Genomic DNA, 26,215 nt, shown 5'->3' with positions numbered 1-26,215 from the left:
GGGCGTACCGGGCTACCTGCGGCGCTGGAAGGGGTGCAGCAGGTCGGAGAGGTGCCAGTGGTGGTGGCCGCGCCGCGCGGACGCATCACCGCCGGAGCCACCCGAGTCGCCGGGGCCGCCGGCCGGACCGGTCGTGGGCTGCGGCTTGCGCGGCGAGTAGAGCCGCTCGGCGGCCGCCGAGACCATGGAGACCTGCCCGGCCCGCATGATCCGGACCAGGTGCCCGCCGCACTGCCGGCAGGTGGGCCTGGTCAGCGGCGACGGGACGCGCTCGCCGTCCGTGTAGTAGACGACGCGCGGTGCGCCGGACACGTCAACGTGGTGCTCGATGTCGTAGGACTGCTCCCAGCCGTGCCCGCATTTCATGCAGGCGAAGGAGTACGCCTCGTGCGCGGCCGGTTCGGTCCGGGTCGTGTGCGGGGTCCCGCTCGCGGTTCCCACGGGTTCAGTCATCGCAGCTCCTCTTGTCCGCCGGACAAGCTCTCGGGGACGAACGTCCCGAGTTCCAGTGGACGCCTTTCGGAGCCGCGATGCAGCAAAGGTTCCTCCTATTGGCACAGATTTGAGCGTGCCGAGGGAAAGAGCCTCGCCGGGCCGACCTCCTCTTTACCTTTCGGACCGGTCATTTACCCGCACGAGAATCACCACGCTCCGCGTTCTTCGCCGCGACGACCGCGTCGAAGACCTCCCGCTTGGGCACGCCGGCCTCGGCCGCGACCCCCGCGATGGCCTCCTTGCGCCGCTCCCCGGCCTCCTCACGGACCCGCACCCGGCGCACCAGCTCCTCGGGGCCCAGATCGCCGGGCCCCGGCTCGGGCGCCCCCTCCACCACGATGGTGATCTCGCCGCGTACGCCGTCGGCCGCCCACTCGGCCAGCTCCTCCAGCGGGCCGCGGCGGACCTCCTCGTACGTCTTCGTCAGCTCACGGCAGACGGCGGCGCGCCGGTCCTTGCCGAAGACCTCCGCCATCGCGGCGAGGGTGTCGGCCAGCCGGTGCGGCGCCTCGAAGTAGACGAGCGTGCGCCGCTCGTCGGCGACCTCCTTCAGCCGGCCGGTCCGCTCCCCCGCCTTCCTGGGCAGGAAGCCCTCGAAGCAGAAGCGGTCCACCGGCAGCCCGGAGACGGCGAGCGCGGTGAGGACGGCCGACGGGCCCGGCACGGCCGTCACCTTCACGCCGCGCTCCACCGCCGCAGCCACCAGACGGTAGCCGGGGTCGGACACCGAGGGCATGCCCGCGTCGGTGACCAGCAGCACCCGCGCCCCGCCTTCGAGCGCGTCGGCCAGCTCCGGGGTGCGCGCGGACTCGTTCCCCTCGAAGTACGACACCACCCGCCCCGTCGTGTGCACGCCCAGCGCGGTCGTCAGGCGGCGCAGCCGGCGGGTGTCCTCGGCCGCGATCACGTCGGCGGCGAGCAGCTCGGCGGCCAGCCGCGGCGGCGCGTCCTCGGTGTCGCCGATGGGGGTCCCTGCGAGTACGAGCGTTCCAGTCACGGCCCCATCCTTTCAGGCGCGCCCGCATCCTTCCCGCCGCGCCGGGAGACGGGCCGGAGAGACGGGCCTCTCACAGGCCGCTTCCCTACGATGGCCCGGTGACGAGTGACACCGCGACCAACGACCGGCGCGCCGGCGACCACGGCGGGGCCCTGGCCGCCTCGGGGGCCGCCGCCCGCGCCGCGCAGGCGCCCCAGGGCGGCGTCCCGGCGCCGACCGCCTGGCTGCGGCGGCTGCGCCGCTTCGGCTACACCGCACGCCCGGAGCGGGACGTGCGGACCCGGCTCCTCGCACCCTTCCCCGCGCCGCGGGTCTCCCCCCGGACGGCCCGCCTCACCGCGTGGGGTCTGCCCGTACTGGCCGCACTGCTGGCCGGCATCCTGCGCTTCTGGCGCCTCGGCAGCCCGGACAAGGTGATATTCGACGAGACGTACTACCCGAAGGACGCCTGGTCCCTGCTGCAGTACGGCTACGAGGGCACCTGGGCGAAGAACGCCAACGACGCGCTGGTCGGCGACCCGTCACGCATCCTGCTCAGCCCCGAGCACTCCTACGTCGTCCACCCGCCCATCGGGAAGTGGCTGATCGCGCTGGGCGAGTGGGCCTTCGGCATGAACCCCTTCGGCTGGCGGTTCATGACGGCCCTGCTCGGCACCCTGTCGGTACTGATCCTCTGCCGCATCGGCCGCCGCCTGCTGCGCTCCACCGCCCTGGGCTGCCTGGCGGGCCTGCTGCTGGCCGTGGACGGCCTGCACTTCGTCATGAGCCGCACGGCGCTGCTCGACATCATCGTGATGTTCTGGGCGCTGGCCGCCTTCGGCTGTCTGCTGATCGACCGGGACCGCACCCGCGCCCGGCTCGCCGCGGCGCTGCCCGTCGGGGAGGACGGGCTGGCCCGCCCCGACGAGGAGGTCGGCGACCGGCTGCGGCTCGGGTGGCGCCCCTGGCGGCTGGCCGCCGGGCTCTGCCTCGGCCTCTCCGCCGCCACCAAGTGGAACGGCCTGTACTTCCTCGCCGCCTTCGCCCTGATGTCGGTCCTGTGGGACGCCGGCGCCCGGCGCACGGCGGGCGCCCGGCACCCGTACCGCTCCGCCCTCCGCCGGGACGTCGTCCCCGCCTTCCTCTCCACCGTGGTCCTCGCGGCGGCCACCTACCTCGCCTCCTGGACCGGCTGGATCGTCACCAAGGGCGGCTACTACCGCGACTGGGCCACCACCGCCGACGGCCGCGCCGCCGGCTGGACCTGGCTCCCGGACTGGCTGCGCAGCCTCTGGCACTACCAGTCGGAGGTCTATGAGTTCCACACCCACCTGACGTCCACCCACACCTACCAGTCCAACCCCTGGAGCTGGCTGGTCCTGGGCCGCCCGGTCTCCTACTTCTACGAGGACCCCAAGGCGGGCCAGGACGGCTGCACCGCGGCGGAGGGCTGCGCCCGCGAGGTCCTCGCGCTCGGCACCCCGCTCCTGTGGTGGGCCGGCTGCTTCGCGCTGCTCTACGTCCTCTACCGCTGGCTGTTCAAGCGGGACTGGCGGGCCGGCGCGATCGCCTGCGGCATCGCGGCGGGCTATCTCCCCTGGTTCCTCTACCAGGAACGCACGATCTTCCTCTTCTACGCGGTCGTCTTCGTGCCGTTCCTCTGCCTGGCGCTCGCCATGATGCTCGGCGCGATCATCGGCCGCCCCCAGGACGGCCTCGCCACGGAATCGCGCCTCCTCCTCACCGGCGACCGCCGCCGCGCGGCGGGCATCGTAGCCGCGGGCATCCTGGTCCTGCTCATTGTGTGGAACTTCATTTATTTCTATCCCGTATACACAGGGCTACCGATCCCCAAGAGCGCATGGCAGGCGCGGATGTGGCTGGACACCTGGGTATGAGGGATGCGGCGGGGAATGGGCGGCCCCGCATGTGACCGTTCTGTGACGGTCGTATCGACTGAGTGTCACCGTACCGATGCCGTAACGAGACGCGCGAAGGTCACTCCAACACCCCGTGTCCCATAGAGTGCGCTGCACGTTCTTGTGTCGGGTTTCCAGGGACGGCCACGCTTTCTTCGGGAGGGGAACGGTAAGTCATGCGCCGCGAGGTGAGGTACGGGCTGATCGGCGGGGCGATCGCCCTGGTCGCGGGAGGCGTCGGCGGGTACACCCTGATGGGAAGTTCCGGTGATGAGGCCCCGCAGCAGGAGGTCACGGCGGCGGACGGCAAGTCCGCCGACGGCGGCGCGACGGTGAAGACCGGGCCGCTCTCCGCGAAGGAAGTGAAGACCGCCGCCACGGGCTTCCTGAACGCCTGGCAGTCCGGCGAGGTCGCCAAGGCAGCGAAGCTGACCGACGACACGGAGGCGGCGACCACCGCGCTGACCGGCGTCGCCAAGCAGGCCCACATCGAGCAGCTGCGGCTCACGCCCGGGACCCGTAAGGGTGACGTGGTGCCGTACCAGGTGTCCGGGCAGATCTCGTACCAGGGCAAGAGCGCCCCGGTCTCGTACGCCACCTCCCTCACCGTCGAGCGGGACAAGGCCACCGGCGAGCCGGTCGTCGCCTGGCAGCCCACGATCGTGCACCCCGGGCTCGGGGAGGGCGACACGCTGCGTACGGGCGAGGGCGAGGCGCCGCCCATCAAGGCGGTGGACCGCAACGGCACCGAGATCACCAAGGACAGCAACCCGGAACTGGCCGGCATCCTCGCCAGCCTGCGCGACAAGTACGGCGAGAAGGCCGGCGGTACTCCCGGCGTCGAGTTCTTCATCGAGCGCGCCAAGAGCGACAACAAGGCGGCGCAGAAGCCGGACCAGACGCTGAAGGTGCTCTCCAAGGGCACCCCCGGCACGCTGAAGACCACCCTGGACGCCAAGATCCAGGCTGCCGCGCAGAAGGCGGTCGCCGCGAAGAAGAAGGCGTCGGCGGTCGCGATCAAGCCCAGCACCGGCGAGATCCTGGCCATCGCCAGCGCGCCCGAGAAGGGCTTCAACGTCGCCACGCAGGGCTCGCTGGCGCCCGGCTCCACGATGAAGGTCGTCACCGCGTCGATGCTCATCGACAAGGGCCTGACCTCGCCGAACAAGAAGCACCCGTGCGCGAAGTACGTGACGTACGGCGGCTGGAAGTTCCAGAACCTCAACAAGACCGAGATCAAGGACGGCACCTTCGCGCAGAGCTTCGCGGCCTCCTGCAACAACGCCTTCATCTCGCAGGCCGAGAAGCTCAAGGACGACGACCTGACCAAGCAGGCACGGGACGTCTTCGGCCTCGGCCAGACCTGGAACACCGGCATCCCCAGCTTCGACGGCAACGTCCCGGTGCAGAGCGACGCCCAGATGGCCGCCTCGCTCATCGGCCAGGGCGGGGTCCGGATGAACCCGCTGAACGTCGCCTCCATCGCGGCGACCGTCCAGGCCGGCAGCTTCCACCAGCCGTACCTGGTCTCCCCGGACCTCGACAACCGGACGCTGGCCAAGGCTTCCCGGAACATGAAGCCGGCCACCGCGTCCGCGATGAAGTCCCTGATGAAGCTGACCGCCACCTCCGGTACCGGCGCCAAGGCGATGTCCGGCCTCAGCGGTGACATCGGCGCCAAGACCGGCTCCGCCGAGGTCGACAACCAGAAGAAGCCGAACGCCTGGTTCACCGCCTACAACGGCGACCTCGCGGCCTCGGCCGTCGTCCCGGCCAGCGGCCACGGCGGCGACAACGCGGGCCCGGTCGTCCGCGCCATCCTCAACCAGGGCTGAGAACATCCAGGGCTGAGAACCCGGGGCTGAGTGCCCTGCCCTCCCGGAAGGGGGTCGTCCACATCGCGGACGGCCCCCTTTTCCCGGTCGCATGGCCCGTACAGCTTTCGCTAGCGTGCGGGCCATGAGTACTTCAGCCGACGCTCATCCCCTGTTCGCCGCCGCCCTGCGCGAGCTGGGCCTCGAAGTCGCGGTACGCCGCTTCCCCGACGCCACCCGCACGGCGGCGCAGGCCGCGGCCGCGGTCGGCTGCGAGCCCGCCGAGATCGTCAAGTCGTTGGTCTTTGAAGCGGACGGGGTGCCCGTCCTCGTTCTCATGGACGGGGCGTCCCGGGTCGATCTCGACAAGGTGCGGGCCGAGCTGGGCGCGCAGCACGTCGGCCGCGCCAACGCCGATCTCGTCCGTGAGACCACCGGCTATGCCATCGGCGGCGTACCGCCCTTCGGGCACCGCACCCGTACGACCGTCCTGGCCGACCAGGGGCTACTGGCCCACGGCACCGTCTGGGCCGCCGCCGGCACCCCGCACACCGTCTTCCCGCTCGACCCCAAGTCGCTCATCGAGCACGCCGGCGGCCGCGTCGTGGACGTCCGCGAGCACACCCCGTGACCCCGCTCGTCGTCGCCGCGGTACTGGCCGCCGCCATCACGCACGCCGCCTGGAACGCGATCGCCCACGGCATCAAGGACCAGCTGCTCGCCTTCACCCTCGTCGGCTCCGGCGGCGCCGTCTGCGGTGCGGTACTCGCAGCGGTCTCGCCGCTCCCCGCCGCCGGCTCCTGGCCGCTGCTCATCGCCTCCGCGCTGCTGCACGTCGTCTACCAGGCGCTGCTGATGCGGTCCTTCCGGCTCGGCGACTTCGGGCAGATGTACCCGATCGCGCGCGGCACCGCGCCGCTCGTGGTCACCGTCCTCGCCGCGGTCTTCGTCAACGAACTGCCCGACGCCTGGGCGCTGGCCGGCGTCGCGCTTGCCTCCGCCGGCCTCCTCGGCGTCGCCCTGTGGGGCATCCGCGGCTCCGGTGCGCGGCCGCACTGGCCCGCGATCACCGCCGCGGTCGCCACGGGGCTGGCGATCGCCTCGTACACGACGGTCGACGGCGTGGGCGTGCGCGCCTCCGGTACGCCGCTGGGCTACATCGGCTGGCTGATGCTCCTGGAGGGCATCGCGATCCCCGCCTACGCGGTGGCCACGCGGCGCCGCGCGCTCTTCGCCGAGCTGCGCCCGTTCGCCGTGCGCGGGCTGCTCGGCGGCGTGCTCTCGGTCTTCGCGTACGGGCTGGTGCTGTGGGCGCAGACCCGCGCGCCGCTCGCGCCGATCGCGGCGCTCCGCGAGTCCTCGATCATCGTCGGCGCCGCGATCGGCGCGATCTTCCTGAAGGAACGCTTCGGGGCACCGCGGATCGCGGCGGCGGGGCTGATGGTGGTCGGCATCGGACTGATGCTGCACACGAGCTAGCGGCGCCGCCCGGGCCTCTGCACCGACCTCAGACCGTCGTCCGCAGCGCGCGGACCAGCGCCTGTGCCCGCGGGTCCGCCGTGACGTTCTTCTGCATGCCGTTGGTGATGTAGCCGAAGGAGAGGCCCGATTCGGGGTCGGCGAAGGCGAGGGCGCCGCCGCGGCCCGGGTGGCCGAACGAGCCGGGGGCGAGCAGCGGGGCCGCGGGGCCGTGCAGCATGTAGCCCAGGCCGAAGCGCGACGAGGCGATGAGCGTACGGTCCGGGCCCGCGGACTCCTCCGTACGTGCCAGCGTGAGGGTCGCGGGCGCGAAGAGGCGGGGGTGGCCGTCCACGGGGCCGATGAGCGCCGCGTACAGGCGGGCCAGGGCGCGCGCCGTGGCGATGCCGTTGGAGCCGGGGAGCTGCCCGGCGCGGAACTCGGGGGCGTTCTCGTCGGCGTGCGGGGAGATCGCCGCGAAGGCCCGGCGGGTGAGGGAGGTGGGGTCCTCGTACGCCTCGGCCACGGCCCGCTTGGGCCGTACCCGCAGGCCGGATCCCTCAGGGGCGGGCGGCGGGGTGATCTCGGCGAGCCGTCCGACCCGGCCTGCCTCCGCCTCGGGGAGGCCGATCCACAGGTCCAGGCCGAGCGGCCCGGCTATCTCCTCGGCGACGAACGCGCCGATCGTGCGGCCGGTGACCCGCAGGACCAGTTCCGAGAGGAGCCAGCTGTACGTCTGGGCGTGGTAGCCGTGGTCCGTGCCGGGTTCCCAGGCCGGGGCCTGCGCGGCCACAGCGGCCGGGCCGCTGACGCCGTCGACGGCCTCGGCGGGGGTGAGCGGGTTGTCCAGTACCGGTACTCCCGCGCGGTGCGAGAGCAGGTGGCGGACCAGCGTGCGCTCCTTGCCGGCGGCCTTGTACTCGGGCCAGTACGTGCCGACCGGCGCGTCCAGGTCGAGCTGGCCGCGCTGGTGGAGGAGGAGCGGCACGACGGCGGCGACGCCCTTGGTGGCGGAGCGGATGACGGTGGCGGTGTCCTCCTGCCAGGGGGTCGCGTCGTCCGCATCGGCGTTTTTGGCACCGGCCCACAGGTCCACGATCTTGCGCCCGTGCCGATAGGCGGCGACCGCCGCCCCACGCTCACCGCGCTGCGCGAAGTTCGCCGCGAAGGCATCGCGGACCGGCTCATAGCCGGCCTCGACCGTGCCGTGGACGTCCACCACTGGTTCCCGCTTCCCACTCATCCGTCGCGTTTGTGACCCATCCATGGTGCAACGCGCCGATCAGTGCTGATGACCAGGAACCCGTCGGCCGTGGGGAGGGTCACAGGAACCGCCGCGGGCATGTCACACCGGGGCGGTCACCGAGCGGGGGTCGAAGCCGAAAGGCAGTTCGAGCCGGTGGGCCGCCATCAGGTCCCCGTCGCAGAGCAGGTCCTGGGTACGGCCGTCGGCGGCGATGACCCCGCCGGAGAGGACGACCGAGCGCGGGCAGAGTTCCAGCGCGTACGGCAGGTCGTGGGTGACCATCAGGACCGTGACGTCCAAGGAGCGCAGTACGTCGGCGAGTTCGCGGCGGGAGGCCGGGTCGAGGTTGGAGGACGGCTCGTCCAGTACGAGGATCTCGGGACGCATGGCGAGGACGGTGGCCACCGCGACCCGGCGGCGCTGGCCGAAGGAGAGGTGGTGCGGGGGCCGGTCGGCGAAGCCCGCCATGCCGACCCGGTCGAGCGCCTCGATGACGCGTTCCTCCAGCTCCGCGCCCCGCAGGCCCGCGGCGGCCGGGCCGAACGCCACGTCCTCGCGCACGGTCGGCATGAAGAGCTGGTCGTCGGGGTCCTGGAAGACGATGCCGACGCGGCGGCGGATCTCCGCGAGGTTGCGCTTGGCGACGGGGAGGCCTGCGACGGCGACGGTGCCGGCGCCCGCTTCGAGGATGCCGTTGAGGTGCAGTACGAGGGTGGTCTTGCCGGCGCCGTTCGGGCCGAGCAGGGCCACCCGCTCGCCGCGCGCGACGGTCAGGTCGACGCCGAAGAGGGCCTGGTGGCCGTCGGGGTAGGCGTAGGCGAGGCCGGAGACCTGGAGGGAGGGGGCGGTGGTGTTCATAGGGTCCATCCGAGGAGGCAGACGGCGAGGGCGGCAAGGGGGAGCAGCGCGGCGGAGGTCCACTGGGCGCGGTCGGCGGTCACCTCGTCGGTGACCGGCATCGTGCCGGTGTATCCGCGGCTGACCATGGCGAGGTGGACGCGTTCGCCGCGCTCGTAGGAGCGGATGAAGAGCGCGCCGGCGGACTTGGCGAGGACGCCCCAGTGGCGGACGCCGCGCGCTTCGAAGCCGCGCGAGACGCGGGCGATGCGCATCCGCCGCATCTCGTCGGTGATCACATCGCCGTAGCGGATCATGAAGGACGCGATCTGGACGAGCAGCGGGGGCATCTTCAGGCGCTGCAGGCCGAGGAGGAGTTCGCGGAGTTCGGTGGTGGAGGCCAGGAGTACGGACGCCGCGACGCCGAGGGTGCCCTTGGCGAGGATGTTCCAGGCGCCCCACAGGCCGGACTCGCTGAGCGACATGCCGAGCGCGTGCACCTGCGGGCCCTCGGCGACGAACGGCATGAGCAGCGCGAAGGCGACGAACGGCACCTCGATGAGGAGGCGCTTGAGGAGGAAGCCGGCGGGGATGCGGGCCGCCGCCGCGACCGCCGCGAGGAGTACTGCGTACAGGGCGAAGGCCCAGACCGCCTCGCGGGGCGTGGAGACGACGATCAGCACGAAGCCGAAGACGGCCGCGATCTTGCAGTGCGCGGGGAGCGCGTGCACGGGCGAGTGCCCGTGCCGGTAGAGCTTGTGGGCGTGTCCGGCACCCATGTCAGACCTGCTGCGGGGTGCGGTCGTCGGTAGCGGCGGTCTCCGCGGCATCCCGGCGGCGGACGACCACGAAGACGCCGGTACCGACGGCCAGGGTCGCGCCGACGCCGATCACGCCCGCCAAGCCGCCGGAGAGCCGGGCATTGGTGATGTCCTTGACGCTGTAGTCGGCGAGCGGGGAGTCCTTGGCGGCGTGGTCCTTCTCCGTCTTGTCGATGCCCTGGTCCTGGGCGACCTTCTCCAGGCCGTCGGGGCTGGCGGAGGCGTAGTAGCTGACGCCGCCGGCGCAGACCAGGGCGGCGGCGACGCCGGCGAGCCAGACGCGCTTGGTGGAGCGGGGGGCGGGGGCCACCGGTGCGGGGGTCTTGGGCTCGGCCTCGGCGGTCGACGCCCCGGCCGTGGGCGCCGCCTCGGACGCGGCCGCCGGAGCGGCGACGGGCTCGGGGCGGGGCGCGCCCGGTGCCGTGGGCGCGGCGACGGGGGTGACCTTCAGTTCGAGCGGCTTGGTGAGGCCGCGGGCGCCGTACACGAGGTCGGGCCGTACGGCGATCACCGCGCCGACCGTGAGGGCGGTGATGACGGCCTCGCCGATGCCGATGAGGACGTGCACGCCGACCATGGCGGTCAGCACCTTGCCGGTGGAGACGTCGGCGGTGCCGCCGAGCGCGTAGAGCAGGGTGAAGACGAGGGCCGCGGCGGGGACGGAGACCAGGGCTGAGACGAAGCTCGCGACCGTGATCGAGCGGCGCGTGCGCGGCAGTACCTTCACCAGGCCGCGGAAGAGCAGATAGGCGACGACGGTCGTGGTCACCGCCATGTCGGTGATGTTGACGCCGAGCGCGGTGAGGCCGCCGTCGGCGAAGAGGACGCCCTGCATGAGCAGGACGACGGAGACGCAGAGGACCCCGGTGTAGGGGCCGACGAGTATCGCCGCGAGCGCCCCGCCGAGGAGGTGGCCGCTGGTGCCGGCGGCGACCGGGAAGTTCAGCATCTGTACGGCGAAGATGAACGCGGCGACGAGGCCGGCGAGCGGCGCGGTGCGCTCACCGCCGAGGCCGTCGCCGCCCAGCTCGCGGCGGGCGCCGCGCAGGCTGACCGCGACGGCGGCCGCGGCGACCGCACCGGTCGCCAGCGAGACCGGGGCATTGATGAATCCGTCGGGGACATGCATGGCTGGGCTCTCCGCTCGTGGTCGTAACCCACTCATGGTGGTCGTACTGCAAATGATGTGCAAGAACGTCCGTACTGCGGAACTGCCCATTCGGGGAGGTCACTACCCCTGAGACCGTTCGCGGGTATGACATAGGCCACTACCGCGTACAACACCGGCGCACGCCCGGAGGAAAAGCGCGGGGCACGGCTCCACGCAGCGTCACCCCTTGGGGTGACTTCTGGGAGTCGAGTTGCCGCGGCCTGCCGGGGCCGAAACGATGGACGGGTGAGCGACGCACAGGAGGCCGTCGAGCCGCCCTCGGAGACGCAGTCCGCCCCGACCAGAGCCCGCGGCCGCCTGCGGCCGGTCAAGCCGGACGGAGGCACCACCGGCGGGTCCTATCTCCGCTTCCCCCATATCCACGGGGACACGCTGTGTTTCGCCGCCGAGGACGACCTGTGGGTGGCGCCGGTCGTCCCGGAGGACGCCGAGCCGCCCCGCGCCTGGCGGCTGACCGTGGACCGCACACGGGTGAGCCATCCGCGCTTCTCCCCCGACGGCAGCGAGATCGCGTTCACCACATGGCGCAGCCTGGACCCGGAGGTTCATCTCGTACCGTCCGAGGGCGGCCCGGCCCGCCGGCTGACCTACTGGGGCAGCGTGGACGCCCGGGTGTGCGGCTGGACCCCGGACGGCGAGGTGCTCGCGGTATCCTCGCACGGCCAGCCGTTCTCGTACTACTCCTGGGCGTACAAGCTGCCGACCGACGGGAGCCCCGGCGGGCGGCTGCCATGGGGTCCGGTGTCGAACATCGCGGTCGCCGACATCGATGGCGAGCACAAAACGCTGCTGCTCAGCGGCACTCCGCCGCACGAGCCCGCGGCCTGGAAGCGGTACCGCGGCGGCGCGACGGGGCGGCTGTGGCTGCACGGCACCCAGCTGGTGCCGGAGATCAACGGCCATCTGGACACCCCGATGTTCGTCGGCGGCCGCATCGCCTTCCTCTCCGACCACGAGGGCGTCGGCAATGTCTATTCGTGCCTCCCCGACGGCACGGACCTGCGCCGCCACACCGACCACGCGGACTTCTACGCCCGGCACGCCGCCAGCGACGGCGAGCGCATCGTGTACCAGTGCGCGGGCGAGCTGTGGCTGGTGGACGATCTGAGCCCGGCCGGGAAGCCGCGCAAGCTGCCGGTCCGGCTCGGCGGGCCGCGCACGGGCCGCCGCACGCATCAGGTGCCCGCCGCCGCCAACGTCACCTCCCTCGCGGTGGACGCCACGGGCCGGGCCAGCGCGGTCGGCGTGCGCGGCAGCCTGTACTGGCTCACGCACCGCGACGGCCCGGCGCGCACGATCCACGACATCCCGGGCGTGCGGGTCCGGCTGCCGGAGATGCTGGGCGACACGGGCCGGATCGCGTACGTCACCGACGTGGTCGGCGAGGACGCCATCGAGATCGCGGACCTGCCGAAGGCGTCCGGGCCCGGGGAGCCGCGCCGGCTCGCCGCCGGGCAGCTCGGCCGGGTGCACGAGCTGGTGTCGGCGCCGGACGGCGAGCGGCTGGCGGTGGCCGCGAACGACGGGCGGCTGCTGTTGGTGGACGCCTCCGAGGAGGGCGAGGGCGAGGTCACCGAGCTGGTGCGCTCGGACAACGGCCCGGTGCGCGACCTGGCGTTCTCGCCCGATTCCAAGTGGCTGACCTGGTCGCATCCGGGCATCGGCCGGTCGCTGCGGAAGATCAAAATCGCCAAGCTGGGCGACGGCCTGGTCGTGGACGTCACCAACGGGCGCTTCGAGGACGAGCAGCCGGTCTTCACCCGCGACGGCCGGTATCTGGCATTCCTGTCCTGGCGCGGCTTCGACCCGGTCTACGACGTGCACACCGGCGATCTGTCCTTCCCGCTGGGCTGCCGCCCGTATCTGGTCCCGCTCTCCTCGGCCACCCCCTCCCCCTTCGCGCTGTCCCCGGAGGGCCGGCCCGCGGCCGGCGGCCTGGACCCGGTGGACACGGCGGCCGAGGGCATGGTGCTGGTGGAGGTGGAGGGGCTGCCCAGCCGGGTGACGCCGTTCCCGGTCGCGGCCTCGAAGTACTCCGCGCTCTCGCCGGTGGCCGGCGGCGGGCTGGTGTGGCTGCGCTGGCCGATCTCCGGGGCGCTGGGCGAGACCTTCGCCAACCCGGACAACACCTCGGGCCAGCCGACGCTGGAACACTTCGACCTGGTCAAGGCCAAGCGCACGGAGCTGACCGGCTCGATCGACTCCTACGCGCTCAGCGGCGACGGCACTCGTCTCGTGATCAACGACGAGGGCGATCTGCGGTCGGTGCCCGCGCTGGAGACCCCGGACGCCGACTCCACGGTCTTCCTGGACCTGCGGCGCATCCTGCACGACGTGGACCCGGCGGCGGAGTGGCGGCAGGCGTTCGACGAGGCGGGCCGGATCGTGCGCTCCTACTTCTGGGACCCGGGCATGTGCGGCATCGACTGGGGCGCGGTGCTGGACCAGTACCGCCCGCTGGTCGAACGGGTCGCCTCCCCCGATGAATTCGCCGACCTGCTCCGCGAGGTCATGGGCGAGCTGGGCACCTCGCACGCGTACGTCACGGGCGCGCGGCGCAACGAAGGCCCGCCGCACTACCAGCGCGCGATCGGCCTGCTCGGCGCCAACTTCGTGTGCCGCAACGACCGCTGGATCCTCAACCGCATCCTGCCCGGCGACTCCTCCGACTCCAAGGCCCGCTCCCCACTGGCCGGTACGGGCATCCGCGAGGGCGCGGTCCTCACGCACATCGACGGCCGCGCGGTCGACCCGGTGACGGGCCCGTTCCCGCTGCTGGCGGCGGCGGGCGGCACCACCGTGGAGCTGACCTTCGAGGCCCCCGAGGGCGACGGCCGCTCCCGCCGGGTGGCCATCGTGCCGCTGATCGACGAGCGGCCGCTGCGGTACCAGGACTGGGTGGCCAAGCGCCGCGAGGTGGTGCGCGAGCTGAGCGGCGGCAAGTGCGGCTATCTGCACATCCCCGACATGGGCGGCTCCGGCTGGGCGCAGTTCAACCGCGACCTCCGGATGGAGGTCTCGCACCCGGCGCTGATCGTCGACGTACGGGGCAACGCCGGCGGCAACATCTCCGAGCTGGTCATCGAGAAGCTGACCCGCACGATCGTGGGCTGGGACCTGACCCGGGACGCGCAGCCGGTGACGTACGTGTCGAACGCGCCGCGCGGTCCGGTCGTGGCGGTCGCGGACGAGATGACGTCCTCCGACGGCGACATGATCATCGCGGCCTTCAAACTCCAGGGCATCGGACCGGTGGTGGGCCTGCGCACCTGGGGCGGGGTGGTCGGGATGACCGGCCGGCACCGCCTCGGCGACGGCACGTCGATCACCGTGCCGATGAACGCCGCGTGGTTCGACGCGTACGGCTGGGACGTGGAGAACCGCGGCGTGGAGGCCGACATCCAGGCGCTGCGTTCGCCGCTCCAGTGGGCGGAGGGCCGCAACCCGCAGCTGGGCGTCGCCGTCCGTACGGCGCTGGAGCTGCTGGAGCGGCACCCGGCGACGGACCCGCCGGGGCTCGCCAACGTCCCGGACAACAGCCGTCCGGAGCTGCCGCCACGGAGCAACGGCTGACGGCACGTGTGAGGGGCGCACCCGCTTCGGGTGCGCCCCTCACACGTCCGGCCCGGCTCAGGCCTCCAGGCCCTCCTCGGAGGTCTTCTGCGGGCGGGACGCCGCCTGCTGGCCGCGTTCCGGTACGTCCTCGTTGCCGGACGCACGCCGCGCCCGCTCGTCGAGCTCCCGCTGCTTGGCACGGAACTGGTCTATCAGGCCCATGGCGTGTACTCCCGTTGAGGTGACGACGGAATGCACACCAGCCTCGCATGGAGCAATTAACTACGCATTTCGGACGGCGTGCGGACTGGTTACCGCTGCGACCGCGCGCTCTCGTCCGCCGCACCGCCGGCGCCCACCAGCCCGACCTTCATGCCCTCCAGCCGGTTGCCGAAGCGCTTCATCTCGCGCTGCCCGACCGACCCGATGATCGCGGGCAGATAACCGCGAATGGACTGCATCCCGCGCAGCCACCACTGTCCGTACACATGCGCGGAGCGGCGCTCGATGCCGGCCACGAACCGGTCGACGGCAGGGCTCAGCGGATACGTCTTGTTCGACGGCCACGGCAGCCGCTGGCGCAGCTCGCGCATCACGTCGTCCTGGTCGGCGCCGCGCACCATGTCGGTGTCGGTCCAGCTCAGATAGCCCACGCCGACCTTCACGCCCTTGTACCCGACCTCGGCGCGCAGGCTGTGCGCGAACGCCTCGACGCCCGACTTGGACGCGCAGTACGCGGTCATCATCGGCGCCGGGGTGATCGCGGCGAGCGAGGCGACCTGCAGGAAGTACCCGCGGGACTCCATCAGTACGGGCAGGAAGGCGCGCCCGGTGACCGCGCCGCCGATGAGGTTGACCTCGATGACGCGCTTCCAGGCGACCGGGTCGGAGTCGACGAACGGGCCGCCGGTGGCGACGCCCGCGTTGGCGACCACGACGTCGACCTTGCCGAAGCGGGCCTTCACCTCCTGCGCGACCTGCGCGAGCGCCTCGTGGTCGGTGACGTCCGCGTGCCAGTGGGCCGCCTCGCCGTGCAGGGAGGCGGCGACCTTCTTCAGCTCGTCCGGCTCCAGGCCGACCAGCGCGAGCTTCGCGCCGCGCGCGGAGAGCTTGCGGGCCAGCAGCTCACCGACGCCGCGGGCCGCACCGGTGACGACGACGACCTGGCCCTCCAGGGTCCTGCGTCCGCTCATGCCGTCTTCTCCTTCGCTTCCCCGGCGCGCCGCGCCTTCGTCTTCTGCTGCGGGGCGAGCGCGGCCGGCTCGGGCGCGGCCGCGGTCAGGTGGTTCCGTACCAGCTCGCGGATCTTGCCGGTGACCACGTCCGGCGCCTCTATGGGCGTCATGTGGCCGAGCCCCGGGAGTTCGGTGAGGCCGAGGCAGTCCGGCAGTACGGAGGCCAGCCGGCGGGCGAGCACGACCGGGGTGAGCCGGTCCGCGGTGCCCTGCAGTATCGCGGTGGGCACGTTCAGGCGGGCCACCTCGCCGGTCAGCTCCAGGCCCGCGAGAACCTTGCCCCACTGGGCGCGTACCCCGACCGGGCAGGAATGCACTATCCGGGCGCACGCCTCGACCTGTTCGGGCGTCGCGCGGGGGCCCATCGTGGCGTACTTCAGGACACGCTTGGCGGGTGGGGTGACGGGGCCCAGCGGGGCGCGCGAGCCGAGGACGGCGCGGTGCGCAAAGCGGCGCGCGCCGGGCGAGCGCAGCGGTATCACCCGGGACTCGGCCGCGAGGTCGGCGGCGCCTGTGCTGCACAGCAGTATGGCGGCGGCGCGCTCGCGCAGGCCGGGGCGGCGGGCCGCGGCCATCGCGGTCATGCCGCCCATGGAGTGCCCGGCCAGTACGGCTCTCTCGCCCGGTTCCAGCGCGTCGGCCAGTATGGCTTCGAGGTCGTCGGCGAGCGCTTCGGTGCTGTAGCCGCCGGGGCCGGCCGCGGGGCTGCGGCCGTGGCCGCGCTGGTCGTAGACGACGACCTTGTGGTCGGCGGCCAGCTCCCTTATGACCGGGGCCCAGAAGGCGGTGGAGCAGGTCCAGCCGTGGGCGAGGACGACGGCGGGCGCGCCCTCGGGGCCGTGTATCTCGGTGTGCAGCCGGGAGCCGTCCACGGAGGTGGCGGTGAGCACACGGCGGGCGGCGGGCGGGGCGTAGCGCCCTCTGGTGGCGTGCGGCGGGCGGCTCAAATCACGGCCTCCACGTTCTGCTCGGCGCCTTCGGGCCGTCCGCCGGCCCGCGGACGCAGCACCTCGTACTCGGCGATGTCGACCTGGCGGGTGACCTTGCGGAACTCGGCGGTGGTGCCGGGCCAGGCCGTGGTGTTGCGGCCGTTGGCGTCCAGGTACCAGCTGTCGCAGCCGCCGGTGTTCCACACGGTGCGCTCCATGCGCTGCTGGATGGTGGCGGTCCAGGCGTGCACCGCGGAGGGGCGGGCGTCCAGGGCTGTCCGGCCGCCGAGCGCGTCGAGCTGGCGCAGGTAGTCGATCATGTAGTTCAGCTGGGCCTCGATGATGAGGATCATCGAGGTGTTCCCGAGGCCGGTATTGGGCCCGATGATCGTGAGGAAGTTGGGGAAGCCGGCCGCGCTGCTGCCGCGCAGCGCCTCCATGCCGTCCTTCCACTCCTCGGCGAGGGTGGTGCCGCGGGCGCCGGTCACCCGCTTGGCGATCGGCATGTCGGTGACGTGGAAGCCGGTGCCGAAGATGATCGCGTCGACCTCGGTCTCGGTGCCGTCCGCGGCGACCAGGGTGTTGCCGCGTACTTCCTTCAGCCCGGAGGCGACGACGTCCACATTGGGCTTCGCGAGCGCCGGGTAGTAGCTGTTGGACAGCAGGATGCGCTTGCAGCCGATGCGGTAGTCCGGGGTGAGCTTGGCGCGCAGGGCGGGGTTCTTGACCGCCCGGTGCAGATGCGCCTTGGCCATGGCCTGTATCACGGCCAGCTGCTTGGGCCGCTTGGTGAACGCGCCGATCTGGAGCTCACGGAGGCCCCACAGCAGCTGGCGGCGGAGCACGCGGGTGGCGGGCAGCTTGGTGTGCAGCCAGTGCTCGGCGCGGGTGATCTTCCGGTCCGCACGCGGCATGACCCACGGGGGTGTCCGCTGGAAGACGGTGAGCCGCTCGACGGTCGGCTGGATCTCGGGCACGATCTGGATCGCCGAGGCACCCGTGCCGACCATCGCGACGCGCTTGCCGCGCAGGTCGTAGTCGTGGTCCCAGCGCCCCGAGTGGAAGACCTTGCCCGGGAAGTCGGCCAGCCCCGGGACGTCCGGGATCTGCGGATTGGAGAGCGGCCCGGCCGCCGAGACGACCATGTCGGCGGTGAGCGCCCCCTGCGCCGTCTCGATCTCCCAGTACAGCTCGTCGGTGTTCCAGCGCGCGCTGCGTACGTCCGCGTTGAAGCGGATGTGCGGTCGCAGCCCGAAGGTGTCGGTGACCTTCTCCAGGTACGCCCGGATGTGCGGCTGCCCCGAAAAGTTCCGCGGCCACTCGGGATTGGGCGCGAAGGAGAAGGAGTACAGATGCGAGGGCACGTCGCAGGCGCATCCCGGATAGCTGTTGTCCCGCCAGGTGCCGCCCACCGAGTCGGCCCGTTCCAGGACGACGAAGTCGGTGATCCCCTGGCGGCGGAGCCGGACGGCGGCCCCCAGGCCGCCGAACCCCGTTCCGATCACCGCCACCCGTACGTGTTCGTGCTCGCGCTCGGCCATGCCGTGCCTCCTGTGTCCGTCCCTGCCCGCTCCGAACCGCGCCAGTAATCACTGGCGCAATTGGAGAGTAAGGCAGGTGCGTACCGAGCGGTAGGGGGCGCGCGAGGTGAAGTTACCGGCGGTTGCACCTCGCAGCGCCGCCGGGCCACCGGCATAGGCTGAAGCCGTGGAAGCAAAGACAGGCACTGAGGACGGCCCGAAGGAACGCGAGTTCCGCATGACCGAGCTGGCCGAGAAGGCCGGCATCACGGTGCGTACGCTGCGCTTCTACCGCGAGCGCAAGCTCATCCCGCCACCCCGCCGCGAGGGCCGCATCGCCTGGTACAACGAGCACCACCTGGCCCGGCTCCGGACGATCGCGGGCCTGCTGGAGCGCGGCCACAACCTCGGCGGCATCGCACAGCTGCTCACCGCCTTCGAGAGCGGCCGCGACCCCGGAGAACTGCTCGGCCTGGACAGCAGCTCACTGGTGGCGCCCTTCTCCGAGGAGACCCCGGTCCGCCTCACCCCCGAGGAGCTGGCCGACCACTTCAAGGACCATGTGACGGTCGACAACCTCGCCAAGTCCCTGGACATCGGCTATCTCGCCGTGGACGGCGACGAGTTCGTGCACATCAGCCGCCGGCTGCTGGACGCCTCGACGGACCTGGTCGCCGCGGGCGTGCCGCTCGCCGCGGTACTGGACGCCGGGCGCCAGGTGCGCGCGCACGCCGACGCGCTGGCCGAGCTGTTCATCACGGTCATCCGCACCCACGTCCTGCAGGACGTCCTGGCCCGCGCGGAGTCCGGCGGCACGCTCGGCCCCGAGGAGCTGACCGAGCTCGCGGGGACCATCGACAAGCTGCGCCCGCTCTCCAAGAGCATCGTCGACGCCGAACTGTCCATGGCCATGGACCGCCGCATCCGTACGGAACTGTCCTCTTGGGCGGGCGGTACGGAGCCGCCCCCGCCGGGCGGCCCGGAAGCGGACTGAGCCCGTCCCCGGCGCCTGCGCGCGCCGGGAACGGGCTCCTCGTACTACTGCCGGCTACGCGCCGGCCGGCTTCGCCACGTGCGGCTGAGCGCCCGCGGGCTTCGTCTCCTCGGGCTTCTCCTCGGGCTTGGCAGCCTCCGGGTGTCCCGACTCGTGGTGGCCGGGCTGCTGCTTGGCCGCGTCATGGTGACCGGCCTCCGGCTTCGCGGCCTCGTGGTGACCCGACTCGTGATGCCCGGACGCGGGCTTCGTCGCGTCCTGCTTCGTCGCGTCCTGCTTTGTCGCGTCCTGCTTTGTCGCGTCCTGCTTCGCCGGGTCCGGCTTGGCCGCGTCGTGGTGGCCCGGCTCCGGCTTCGCCGGCTCGGACTTCCCGTTCTGCGGCTGCTGCACCGGGTCCTGCTGCTGGGCCGCCGCCTGCCGGATCTCGGTCAGCTTCCAGATCTGCCGCGGGTCCTTGAGGGAGCACGGCTTCAGGGAGACGCGGTCGCCCTTCTTCCGGTCGATGACCTCGGTGACGCAGTCCTGCCGGGGCGCACCGCGCAGCTGTCCCCGACTGGGGTCGGTGCCCGGTCTGCGGATCTGGTAACCGGCGCCGTGCTTCGTGAACGTCCAGTCCGTCATCTGCTTCACCGAGCAGGACGGGAACATCAGCTTCCGTGCGGGGTTGATGCCGAGGCAGCCCTTCTTCGCGTCGCTGCGCAGCTGGAACCCCTCGGCGCGCGGCTTCAGCCCGAACACATCGGTCGCGCCCTGACTGCCGCAGGTGATGAGCGACAGATCCAGCATGCCCTTGGCCGCACGGGGCGCCAGGCAGCGCCCGTCGGCGGCGCTGGCGATGCGGAAGTCCCCCTTCCCCGGGGCGGCGGGCCGACCTCCGGGGTCACCCGTGGCGGTCCCCGCCGAGGCGAGCAGCAGCGCCACTCCGGCCACCGCGCCGGACGCAGCCTTGATCCTGTACCGCATGTTGCGTTTCCTCTCCTGCCTTGCCGCACGACCGGACCGGCCCCACGGCATCAATGTCGACAAAACGCAACAAAGCATGAAACCAGGAGATATGCCGACTAACACGCATGAACGGGTGAAAGAAACGTCGCCCTGGAGCCCCTGACTCGGACACGCGAGTGAACGCCGCCGGAGGATCCCGGGGCTCGCCGCCCCGGGATCCTCCGGGTCGAATCAGAGGTCGTACACCGCCGTCACCGGAGCATGGTCGGACCAGCGCTGGTCGTAGGCCGCGGCGCGTTCCACGTAGGCCTTCAGGGCGCGGGACGCGAGGCCGGGGGTGGCCATTTGGTAGTCGATGCGCCAGCCCGCGTCGTTGTCGAAGGCCTTGCCGCGGTAGGACCACCAGGAGTACGGGCCCGCGACGTCCGGGTGGAGGGCGCGGACGACGTCCCGGTAGCCGGCCTCGTCCAGGACGCGGGTCAGCCAGGCGCGCTCCTCGGGGAGGAAGCCGGCCTTCTTCTGGTTGCCCTTCCAGTTCTTCAGGTCCGCTTCCTGGTGCGCGATGTTCCAGTCACCGCAGACCACGACCTCCCGGCCGGCCGCCGCCGCCCTGCCCTTCAGCTCCACCAGGTACGGCAGGAACTCCGCCATGAAGCGTTCCTTCTCGTCCTGCCGGTCCGTGCCGACCTCGCCGGAGGGCAGGTAGAGGCTGGCGACCGTGACGCCCGGGAGGTCGGCCTCGACGTAGCGGCCGCTGGTGTCGAACTCCGCCGACCCGAAGCCCACCCGCACCTCGTCCGGCTCCCGGCGCGTGAGCAGCGCCACGCCGGCCCGCCCCTTGGCCGCGGCCGGCGCGTACGTGGCGAACCAGCCCTCGGGCGCCCGCACCCCCGCCGGGAGCTGGTCGAGCTCGGCACGTACTTCCTGCAGGCAGATCACGTCCGCGGCGGTCTCCGCCAGCCACGGTACGAAGCCCTTCTTCGAGGCGGCCCGCAGGCCATTGACGTTTACTGTGGTCACGGTGAGCATCCGGGCACGATACCGACTCACGGAACGCGCTCGCCCCCTGCGGTCGGACGCCCGTACGATTCCATGAATGGAGATTTCGCCCGTTGTCCGCCCCGTGCGGTACGACCACCCCGATGCCGTGAAGCTCGACGAGCTGGTGCAGCAGGAGTACGTGCTGCGCTACGGCGACCCCGACATCACCCCGCTGGATCCGGAGATGTTCGCGCCGCCGAACGGGATCTACCTGCTCGCGTACGAGGACGGCCGTCCGCTGGCGACCGGCGGCTGGCGTCGGCAGGAGGCCAACGACAAGGGGTACTCGGACGGCGACGCCGAGATCAAGCGAATGTTCGTGACGGCCGAGGCACGCGGGCGCGGGCTGGCGCGCCGGATCCTGGCCGCGCTGGAGGACGACGCGCGCGCCGCCGGGCGGACGCGGATGGTCCTGGAGACCGGGATCAAGCAGCCGGAGGCCCTGGAGCTGTACGCATCCAGCGGCTACCGCCCGGTGCCGAAGTTCGGCCACTACCGCGAGTACGACGACAGCCGCTGCTTCGCCAAGCCGCTGTAACGGCGGCCGATGCGACGCCGGCCGCCGTGACGGCCGCCGGCTGAGGCCGGGCCGGCCCCTCCGCCCCCGCGCTCGCGATCTTTGTTGACATCCTCCCGGGCACCCTCCCATACTCATTCCACTAATTAACTAGTGAAAGGGGGGACCGGGATGGGGATGAGCGAAGCCATCGCAATGGAAGCCCGGGAGCTGGGCAAGAAGTACCGGCGCGGCTGGGCACTGCAGGACCTGTCCTTCCGGCTGCCCGCCGGCCGGGTCTGCGCGCTCGTCGGGCCGAACGGCGCCGGCAAGAGCACGCTCCTCGGCGCCGCCACCCGGCTCGTCCGGCCGACCACCGGAACGCTGGAGCTGTTCGGCGTGCCCGTCACCGACCCTGCCGTGCTGTCCCGGTTCGCCTTCCTGGCGCAGGACAAGCCGCTGTACAAGCGGTTCACGGTCGCCGAGACGCTGCGCATGGGCCGCGAGCTCAACCCCCGCTGGGACCAGGCGGCGGCGGAGCGGATCGTGCGGGCCGGGGACATCGCGCTGGACGCCAAGGTCGGGACGCTGTCCGGAGGGCAGCGCACCCGGGTCGCGTTCGCGCTGGCCTTCGGGAAGCGGCCGCAGCTGCTGCTGCTCGACGAGCCGATGGCCGACCTCGACCCGCTCGCCCGGCACGAGCTGTCCGGCCTGCTGCTGGCCGAGGCCGCCGAGCACGGCACGACGGTACTGATGTCGTCCCATGTGCTCTCCGACCTGGAAGAGATGTGCGACTTCCTCCTCGTACTGGCCGGGGGCCGGCTGCGGATGGCGGGCGACACCGACGCGCTGCTGCCCGCGCACGCGCTGCTCACCGGCGCGGCGGAGGACGGCGCCCTGCCCCGGGCGCTGACCGACGGCCACACGGTCGTGGAGCACCGCGTCACGGGCCGCCAGTTCACCGCGCTCGTACGGAGCGAAGGGCCCCGGGCCGAGCTGCCCGACGGCCCATGGGAGACCGCCGCGCCCGACCTGGAAGAGGTCCTGCTCGGCTACCTCCGCTCCCCCGACGCCCCGTCCCTGATCACCGCCGCCGCCCGGCCCTCGACCCACCAGGAGGCAGCGTGACCACGCTGACCGAAGCCCGTACCGCCACGGCCCGGAGCGGCGGCCCGCTGCACGGCCTGACCTGGCTGGTGTGGCGCCGCAACCGCACGGCGTTCCTGCTGCTGGCCGCCCTCACCGTGATGGTGTGCGGATACTGCCTCTACCACCGCGCCGGCGTACTGGACTTCGTCGCCCAGTACGGCAACGACGACCGCTACACCGAGAAGTTCGACCAGCTCTACAAGCCGGTGTTCGACAACGTTTACGCGTTGTCGTACCTGCCCGCCCTCCTGGGCATCTTCCTCGGCGCCCCGCTGATCGCGGGCGAGCAGGAGCACGGCACCGTACGGCTGGCCACCACCCAGTCCGTCCCGCGGACCCGCTGGATCGCCGCGACCGTGGGACTGCCGCTGCTGGCCGTCCTCGTCTGCACCACGCTGATCTCCCTCGCCTTCACCGCCATGTGGTCACCGGCGAGCCGACTGGTGAACTACGGCGACTGGCTCGGCGGCACCATCTTCGACATCACGGGCCCGGTGCCGGTCGCGATGGCCCTCTTCCTCACCAGCTGCGGAATCGCCGTGGGGATGCTCGTACGCCGCGCGGTCCCCGCCATGCTGCTCACCCTCGTCGCCGCCACCGGCACCTCCTTCGTCTTCGAATGGATCCGGCCCAGGCTGGCCACCCCGCATTCGCTGACCGGCCCCGTTTCCCGCGACTTCCCGGCCATCCCGGACGGCGCGATCAACTTCGATCAGTGGCTGGGCACCGCCGACGGCCGCCTCCTGGGCTGGGGCACCTGCGTCGACGCCAAGAACGAGGCGGCGTGCCAGTCCGACATGGGCATCGTGCATAAGATCGTCGAGTACTTCAGCTTCGACCAGATGGCGGTCATGCAGTGGCGCGGGACCGGCGTCCTCCTTGTACTGACCGTCCTGATCGTGGCGTTCATCGTGCAGTGGACCCGTCGGCGGCCGCTCTGAACAGCCATCGCACAGACCGGCGCACACACCGACGCGCACACCGGCGCACACACCGAGCGGAGAGGCGCTGACCATGGTCGAATTCCGCATCGACCGGCGCAGCGGCGTCGCCACGTACCAGCAGATCGTCCAGCAGGTACGGCAGGCGCTGCGGCTGGGCACGCTGGTGGAGGGCGACCGGCTGCCGACCGCCGCGCAGGTCGCCGCCACCACGAAGGTCAACCCGAACACCACGCTCAAGGCATACCGCGAGCTGGAGCGCGAGGGCCTGGTGGAGCCGCGCCCGGGCCTGGGCACCTTCGTGAGCCGCACCCTCGCCCGCCCGGAGTCCGAGGGGGACGCGGTGCTCCGGGCCGAGCTGGCGGACTGGCTGGACCGGGCCCGTACGGAGGGCCTGGACCGCGAGGACATCGAGGCGCTGTTCGGCGCCGTACTGGAGGACCGCTTCCCTAGGAGCTGAGCCCCCGAGGCCCCCGTGTCTTGACCCTCACGTCACGTCAGGCTGCAAGCTGCAGGCGGTCCCAACGGACGGATGACAACGGGGTGCTCCATGAGCTATTCGGTCGGGCAGGTCTCCGGCTTCGCGGGCGTGACGGTACGGGCCCTGCACCACTACGACCGGACCGGGCTGCTCTCGCCCAGCGAGCGCAGCCCGGCCGGTTACCGGCTCTACGGCGACGCCGACCTGGCCCGCCTCCAGCAGATCCTCTTCTACCGCGAACTGGGCTTCTCCCTGGAGGAGATCAAGGCGATCCTCGCCGACCCGCAGGCAAACGTGCTGGAACACCTGCGCGCCCGCCACCGGCTGCTCACCGAGCAGATGCAGAAGCTGCAGCGCCTGGTCGAAGTCGCCGAACAGGCCATGGAAGTCCAGCAGACCGGCGTCATCCTCACACCCGAGGAGCGCTTCGCGGTCTTCGGCGAGATCTCGTTCGACCTCACCTACGCCACCGAAGCCCATCTGAAGTGGCAGCACAGCGAGGGCCACCAGCGCTCGATGGCGCGCGCCGCCGCGCACAGCAAGGAGGACTGGTCCCGCCTCATGGCCGAGGCGGCGGCCTGGCGACAGCGGCTGACCACCGCCTTCGACGCGGGCGAACCGCCCGAGGGCGACCGCGCCATGGAACTCGCCGAGGAACACCGCCAGCACATCACCCGCTGGTTCACCCCCTGCCCACCCGACATGCACTGCCGCATCGCGCAGGACTTCACCACCGATCCACGCGCCTTCGCACTCACCGTCCCGCCGTCCGAACAGCGTCCGGGCCTCGCCGCGTACTTGCTGACTGCGGTACGGGCCAACGCGGCGCACCGGGGCTCGGTGGAAGGTGGCGCGCGATGAGGATCCTGATCACCGCGGCCGGTTCGCGCGGGGACGTGGTCCCGTACACCGGTCTCGGCGCGCGGCTGCGAACGGCCGGGCACGAGGTGGCACTGGCCACGCACGAGGCGTACACGGAGCCGGTACGGGCCGCGGGCCTGGAGTACCGGCCACTGCCGGCGGACCCGCGAACGGCCGACCCAGGGACGGTCGACCCAGGGACGGCCGGCTCCGCCTCCGGGGGCGCCATCGGTCCCGCTACCGGGGGCGCCACTGGCAGGCGGGCCTTGATGGCCCGGGCGGCCGCCTTCCTGGCGGAGCTCGGTGACGGGCTCGCCGACGCCGCGGCACCCGGCGCCGACCTGTTACTGCTGTCGACCACCACCGCCCCGCTCGGCTGGCAACTCTCCGAAGCCACCGGCACCCCAACCCTGGGCGTGTACCTCCAACCCACCCACCCCACCAGGGATTTCCCGCCCACCATGGGCAGCGGCCGCCCGCTGGGCAGCTGGGGCAACCGCCTCGCAGGCACCGCAGCCCTGAAGATCGTCGACCGCCTCTACTCCGCCCCGGTACGCGCCCTGCGCAGCCGACTCGGCCTACCTCCCGCCCCCCTCTCCGCGGTGCGGGCCCGCATGGAGGCATCGCACTGGCCAGTACTGCACGGCTTCAGCCCGCTACTGGCACCCCGACCAAGCGACTGGCGCCCGGGCCTGCAGGTATCCGGCAACTGGTGGCCGTACACAGCGCCGACCGAACACCTGCCGCCCACCATCGAAGACTTCCTCGCATCCGGCCCCCCACCGGTCTTCATCGGCTTCGGCAGCATGGCCGCCGGACAGGGCGAACGCCTGGGCGAACTGGCCGTACGAGCGCTGCGCCGCGCCAAGGTCCGCGGCATCCTCCAGGCCGGCTGGGCAGGCCTGACGGCCGCCGCCCACCAGGACGACGACATCCTCTCCGTAGAGGACCTGCCACACGCACTCCTCTTCCCCCGCACGGCCGCGGTGGTCCACCACTGCGGCGCCGGCACCACAGCAGCCGCCCTACGCGCCGGCGCCCCCACCGTCCCCGTACCGGTCACCACAGACCAGCCCTTCTGGGCCGCGCGTCTGACCGCCCTGGGCGCGGCGCCCGCCCCCACCCCCTTCAAGGCCCTGACCGGTAAGGACGCCGAGGAGCGACTGGCGACCGCCATCGGGGCGGCGGTAAGCGACACGGGGATGCGCGACCGGGCCCGGAACGCCGCGGCGCGTATGGCCACGGAGGACGGCGCCGCCCACGTACTGCGCGCGGTCGAGCGGCTCTCCGAAGGCGACCCGGCGCCGACCGGCCTCGACTAGGTTCCCGTA

24 protein-coding genes are annotated in these 26,215 nt (G+C 72.1%); 12 read left to right on the top strand and 12 right to left on the bottom strand.

The window, feature by feature from the left end; genetic code table 11:
* Positions 1-12: 12 nt before the first annotated feature.
* Positions 13-453 carry a hypothetical protein gene (locus AB0I82_RS27150; RefSeq protein WP_363259943.1) on the bottom strand — a complete coding sequence of 147 codons (441 nt, stop codon included), beginning with the start codon at positions 451-453 and terminating at the stop codon, positions 13-15.
* A 169-nt stretch (positions 454-622) separates the two neighbouring features.
* Positions 623-1,492: a 16S rRNA (cytidine(1402)-2'-O)-methyltransferase gene (gene rsmI / locus AB0I82_RS27145; protein ID WP_363259942.1), complete on the bottom strand. Its 870-nt coding sequence runs from the start codon at positions 1,490-1,492 to the stop codon at positions 623-625.
* A gap of 224 nt (positions 1,493-1,716) precedes the next feature.
* On the opposite strand from rsmI, the gene AB0I82_RS27140 reads away from it, so the two are divergent.
* The 4 genes from AB0I82_RS27140 to AB0I82_RS27125 all read left to right on the top strand — a co-directional run bounded on the left by AB0I82_RS27140 (position 1,717) and on the right by AB0I82_RS27125 (position 6,683).
* A complete protein-coding gene (locus AB0I82_RS27140; RefSeq protein WP_363260025.1) occupies positions 1,717-3,369 on the top strand; it encodes a phospholipid carrier-dependent glycosyltransferase in 1,653 nt (550 codons plus the stop codon).
* A 197-nt stretch (positions 3,370-3,566) separates the two neighbouring features.
* A complete protein-coding gene (locus AB0I82_RS27135; protein ID WP_363259941.1) occupies positions 3,567-5,225 on the top strand; it encodes a penicillin-binding transpeptidase domain-containing protein in 1,659 nt (552 codons plus the stop codon).
* 124 nt (positions 5,226-5,349) lie between these two features.
* Positions 5,350-5,835 carry a YbaK/EbsC family protein gene (locus tag AB0I82_RS27130; protein WP_363259939.1) on the top strand — a complete coding sequence of 162 codons (486 nt, stop codon included), beginning with the start codon at positions 5,350-5,352 and terminating at the stop codon, positions 5,833-5,835.
* Positions 5,832-6,683: an EamA family transporter gene (locus AB0I82_RS27125; protein ID WP_363259937.1), complete on the top strand. Its 852-nt coding sequence runs from the start codon at positions 5,832-5,834 to the stop codon at positions 6,681-6,683. Before AB0I82_RS27130 ends, AB0I82_RS27125 begins: the two co-directional genes overlap by 4 nt.
* A gap of 28 nt (positions 6,684-6,711) precedes the next feature.
* Here AB0I82_RS27125 and AB0I82_RS27120 read toward each other — a convergent pair whose 3' ends face one another.
* The 4 genes from AB0I82_RS27120 to AB0I82_RS27105 all read right to left on the bottom strand — a co-directional run bounded on the left by AB0I82_RS27120 (position 6,712) and on the right by AB0I82_RS27105 (position 10,695).
* Positions 6,712-7,905, bottom strand: coding sequence for a serine hydrolase domain-containing protein (locus tag AB0I82_RS27120; protein WP_363259936.1), 1,194 nt, complete (start codon positions 7,903-7,905; stop codon positions 6,712-6,714).
* 102 nt (positions 7,906-8,007) lie between these two features.
* On the bottom strand, positions 8,008-8,766 hold the full coding sequence (locus tag AB0I82_RS27115) for an ABC transporter ATP-binding protein (protein WP_363259935.1): 759 nt from the start codon (positions 8,764-8,766) through the stop codon (positions 8,008-8,010).
* Entirely contained in the window at positions 8,763-9,524 is a 762-nt protein-coding gene (cbiQ, locus tag AB0I82_RS27110) for a cobalt ECF transporter T component CbiQ (protein ID WP_363259934.1), read from the bottom strand. Before cbiQ ends, AB0I82_RS27115 begins: the two co-directional genes overlap by 4 nt.
* A gap of 1 nt (position 9,525) precedes the next feature.
* A complete protein-coding gene (locus AB0I82_RS27105) occupies positions 9,526-10,695 on the bottom strand; it encodes an energy-coupling factor ABC transporter permease (RefSeq protein WP_363259933.1) in 1,170 nt (389 codons plus the stop codon).
* A gap of 339 nt (positions 10,696-11,034) precedes the next feature.
* Here AB0I82_RS27105 and AB0I82_RS27100 point away from each other — a divergent pair, with 339 nt between their 5' ends.
* Positions 11,035-14,310, top strand: coding sequence for a S41 family peptidase (locus AB0I82_RS27100; protein ID WP_363260024.1), 3,276 nt, complete (start codon positions 11,035-11,037; stop codon positions 14,308-14,310).
* 57 nt (positions 14,311-14,367) lie between these two features.
* Here AB0I82_RS27100 and AB0I82_RS27095 read toward each other — a convergent pair whose 3' ends face one another.
* From AB0I82_RS27095 to AB0I82_RS27080, 4 genes are all read right to left on the bottom strand, one after another.
* Positions 14,368-14,514, bottom strand: a complete 147-nt coding sequence (locus tag AB0I82_RS27095) for a hypothetical protein (protein WP_363259932.1) — start codon at positions 14,512-14,514, stop codon at positions 14,368-14,370.
* Between the two features lie 89 nt (positions 14,515-14,603).
* Positions 14,604-15,485, bottom strand: a complete 882-nt coding sequence (locus tag AB0I82_RS27090) for an SDR family oxidoreductase (protein WP_363259931.1) — start codon at positions 15,483-15,485, stop codon at positions 14,604-14,606.
* On the bottom strand, positions 15,482-16,474 hold the full coding sequence (locus AB0I82_RS27085; protein ID WP_363259930.1) for an alpha/beta fold hydrolase: 993 nt from the start codon (positions 16,472-16,474) through the stop codon (positions 15,482-15,484). The genes AB0I82_RS27090 and AB0I82_RS27085 overlap by 4 nt, the downstream gene beginning before the upstream one ends.
* Positions 16,471-17,997, bottom strand: a complete 1,527-nt coding sequence (locus AB0I82_RS27080) for an NAD(P)/FAD-dependent oxidoreductase (RefSeq protein WP_363259929.1) — start codon at positions 17,995-17,997, stop codon at positions 16,471-16,473. The genes AB0I82_RS27085 and AB0I82_RS27080 overlap by 4 nt, the downstream gene beginning before the upstream one ends.
* A gap of 217 nt (positions 17,998-18,214) precedes the next feature.
* Between AB0I82_RS27080 and AB0I82_RS27075 the strand changes: the two genes are divergently transcribed.
* Positions 18,215-18,970: a MerR family transcriptional regulator gene (locus tag AB0I82_RS27075; RefSeq protein ID WP_363260023.1), complete on the top strand. Its 756-nt coding sequence runs from the start codon at positions 18,215-18,217 to the stop codon at positions 18,968-18,970.
* Positions 18,971-19,024: 54 nt separating this feature from the next.
* Here the strand turns inward: AB0I82_RS27075 and AB0I82_RS27070 are convergent, their stop codons facing one another.
* Complete coding sequence (locus tag AB0I82_RS27070) at positions 19,025-19,933, bottom strand: hypothetical protein (protein ID WP_363259928.1); 909 nt, start codon at positions 19,931-19,933, stop codon at positions 19,025-19,027.
* Between the two features lie 213 nt (positions 19,934-20,146).
* Positions 20,147-20,944 (bottom strand): exodeoxyribonuclease III, encoded by a 798-nt coding sequence (locus AB0I82_RS27065; protein WP_363259926.1) that lies wholly within the window; start codon positions 20,942-20,944, stop codon positions 20,147-20,149.
* Between the two features lie 67 nt (positions 20,945-21,011).
* Between AB0I82_RS27065 and AB0I82_RS27060 the strand changes: the two genes are divergently transcribed.
* The 6 genes from AB0I82_RS27060 (at position 21,012) to AB0I82_RS27035 (ending at position 26,206) form a co-directional block, all read left to right on the top strand.
* Positions 21,012-21,494, top strand: a complete 483-nt coding sequence (locus AB0I82_RS27060) for a GNAT family N-acetyltransferase (protein ID WP_363259925.1) — start codon at positions 21,012-21,014, stop codon at positions 21,492-21,494.
* Between the two features lie 156 nt (positions 21,495-21,650).
* On the top strand, positions 21,651-22,580 hold the full coding sequence (locus tag AB0I82_RS27055; protein WP_363259924.1) for an ABC transporter ATP-binding protein: 930 nt from the start codon (positions 21,651-21,653) through the stop codon (positions 22,578-22,580).
* The gene (locus AB0I82_RS27050) at positions 22,577-23,542 is read left to right on the top strand and encodes an ABC transporter permease (RefSeq protein ID WP_363259923.1); all 966 of its coding nucleotides are present in this window, start codon (positions 22,577-22,579) and stop codon (positions 23,540-23,542) included. Before AB0I82_RS27055 ends, AB0I82_RS27050 begins: the two co-directional genes overlap by 4 nt.
* A 73-nt stretch (positions 23,543-23,615) precedes the next feature.
* Entirely contained in the window at positions 23,616-24,002 is a 387-nt protein-coding gene (locus tag AB0I82_RS27045; RefSeq protein ID WP_363259922.1) for a GntR family transcriptional regulator, read from the top strand.
* Positions 24,003-24,092: 90 nt separating this feature from the next.
* Positions 24,093-24,884, top strand: a complete 792-nt coding sequence (locus AB0I82_RS27040; RefSeq protein WP_363259921.1) for a MerR family transcriptional regulator — start codon at positions 24,093-24,095, stop codon at positions 24,882-24,884.
* Positions 24,881-26,206 (top strand): glycosyltransferase, encoded by a 1,326-nt coding sequence (locus tag AB0I82_RS27035; protein WP_363259920.1) that lies wholly within the window; start codon positions 24,881-24,883, stop codon positions 26,204-26,206. The genes AB0I82_RS27040 and AB0I82_RS27035 overlap by 4 nt, the downstream gene beginning before the upstream one ends.
* Positions 26,207-26,215: the final 9 nt, after the last annotated feature.

Source organism: Streptomyces sp. NPDC050315, assembly GCF_040655775.1.
In the GTDB taxonomy this organism is placed as follows: Bacteria; Actinomycetota; Actinomycetes; order Streptomycetales; family Streptomycetaceae; genus Streptomyces.
The sequence above is the reverse complement of the archived record's forward strand: the minus strand, read 5'-3'. Positions and strand labels throughout refer to the sequence as shown.

Coding starts and splice junctions, on each gene's coding strand:
- AB0I82_RS27080 (WP_363259929.1), bottom strand. CDS start 17,997: ATGGCCGAGCGCGAGCACGAACACGTACGGGTGGCGGTGATCGGAACG.
- AB0I82_RS27090 (WP_363259931.1), bottom strand. CDS start 15,485: ATGAGCGGACGCAGGACCCTGGAGGGCCAGGTCGTCGTCGTCACCGGT.
- AB0I82_RS27065 (WP_363259926.1), bottom strand. CDS start 20,944: ATGCTCACCGTGACCACAGTAAACGTCAATGGCCTGCGGGCCGCCTCG.
- cbiQ (WP_363259934.1), bottom strand. CDS start 9,524: ATGGGTGCCGGACACGCCCACAAGCTCTACCGGCACGGGCACTCGCCC.
- AB0I82_RS27055 (WP_363259924.1), top strand. CDS start 21,651: ATGAGCGAAGCCATCGCAATGGAAGCCCGGGAGCTGGGCAAGAAGTAC.
- AB0I82_RS27130 (WP_363259939.1), top strand. CDS start 5,350: ATGAGTACTTCAGCCGACGCTCATCCCCTGTTCGCCGCCGCCCTGCGC.
- AB0I82_RS27035 (WP_363259920.1), top strand. CDS start 24,881: ATGAGGATCCTGATCACCGCGGCCGGTTCGCGCGGGGACGTGGTCCCG.
- AB0I82_RS27075 (WP_363260023.1), top strand. CDS start 18,215: ATGACCGAGCTGGCCGAGAAGGCCGGCATCACGGTGCGTACGCTGCGC.
- AB0I82_RS27115 (WP_363259935.1), bottom strand. CDS start 8,766: ATGAACACCACCGCCCCCTCCCTCCAGGTCTCCGGCCTCGCCTACGCC.
- AB0I82_RS27120 (WP_363259936.1), bottom strand. CDS start 7,905: ATGAGTGGGAAGCGGGAACCAGTGGTGGACGTCCACGGCACGGTCGAG.
- AB0I82_RS27060 (WP_363259925.1), top strand. CDS start 21,012: ATGGAGATTTCGCCCGTTGTCCGCCCCGTGCGGTACGACCACCCCGAT.
- AB0I82_RS27040 (WP_363259921.1), top strand. CDS start 24,093: ATGAGCTATTCGGTCGGGCAGGTCTCCGGCTTCGCGGGCGTGACGGTA.
- AB0I82_RS27135 (WP_363259941.1), top strand. CDS start 3,567: ATGCGCCGCGAGGTGAGGTACGGGCTGATCGGCGGGGCGATCGCCCTG.
- AB0I82_RS27095 (WP_363259932.1), bottom strand. CDS start 14,514: ATGGGCCTGATAGACCAGTTCCGTGCCAAGCAGCGGGAGCTCGACGAG.
- AB0I82_RS27150 (WP_363259943.1), bottom strand. CDS start 453: ATGACTGAACCCGTGGGAACCGCGAGCGGGACCCCGCACACGACCCGG.
- AB0I82_RS27045 (WP_363259922.1), top strand. CDS start 23,616: ATGGTCGAATTCCGCATCGACCGGCGCAGCGGCGTCGCCACGTACCAG.
- AB0I82_RS27070 (WP_363259928.1), bottom strand. CDS start 19,933: ATGCGGTACAGGATCAAGGCTGCGTCCGGCGCGGTGGCCGGAGTGGCG.
- AB0I82_RS27105 (WP_363259933.1), bottom strand. CDS start 10,695: ATGCATGTCCCCGACGGATTCATCAATGCCCCGGTCTCGCTGGCGACC.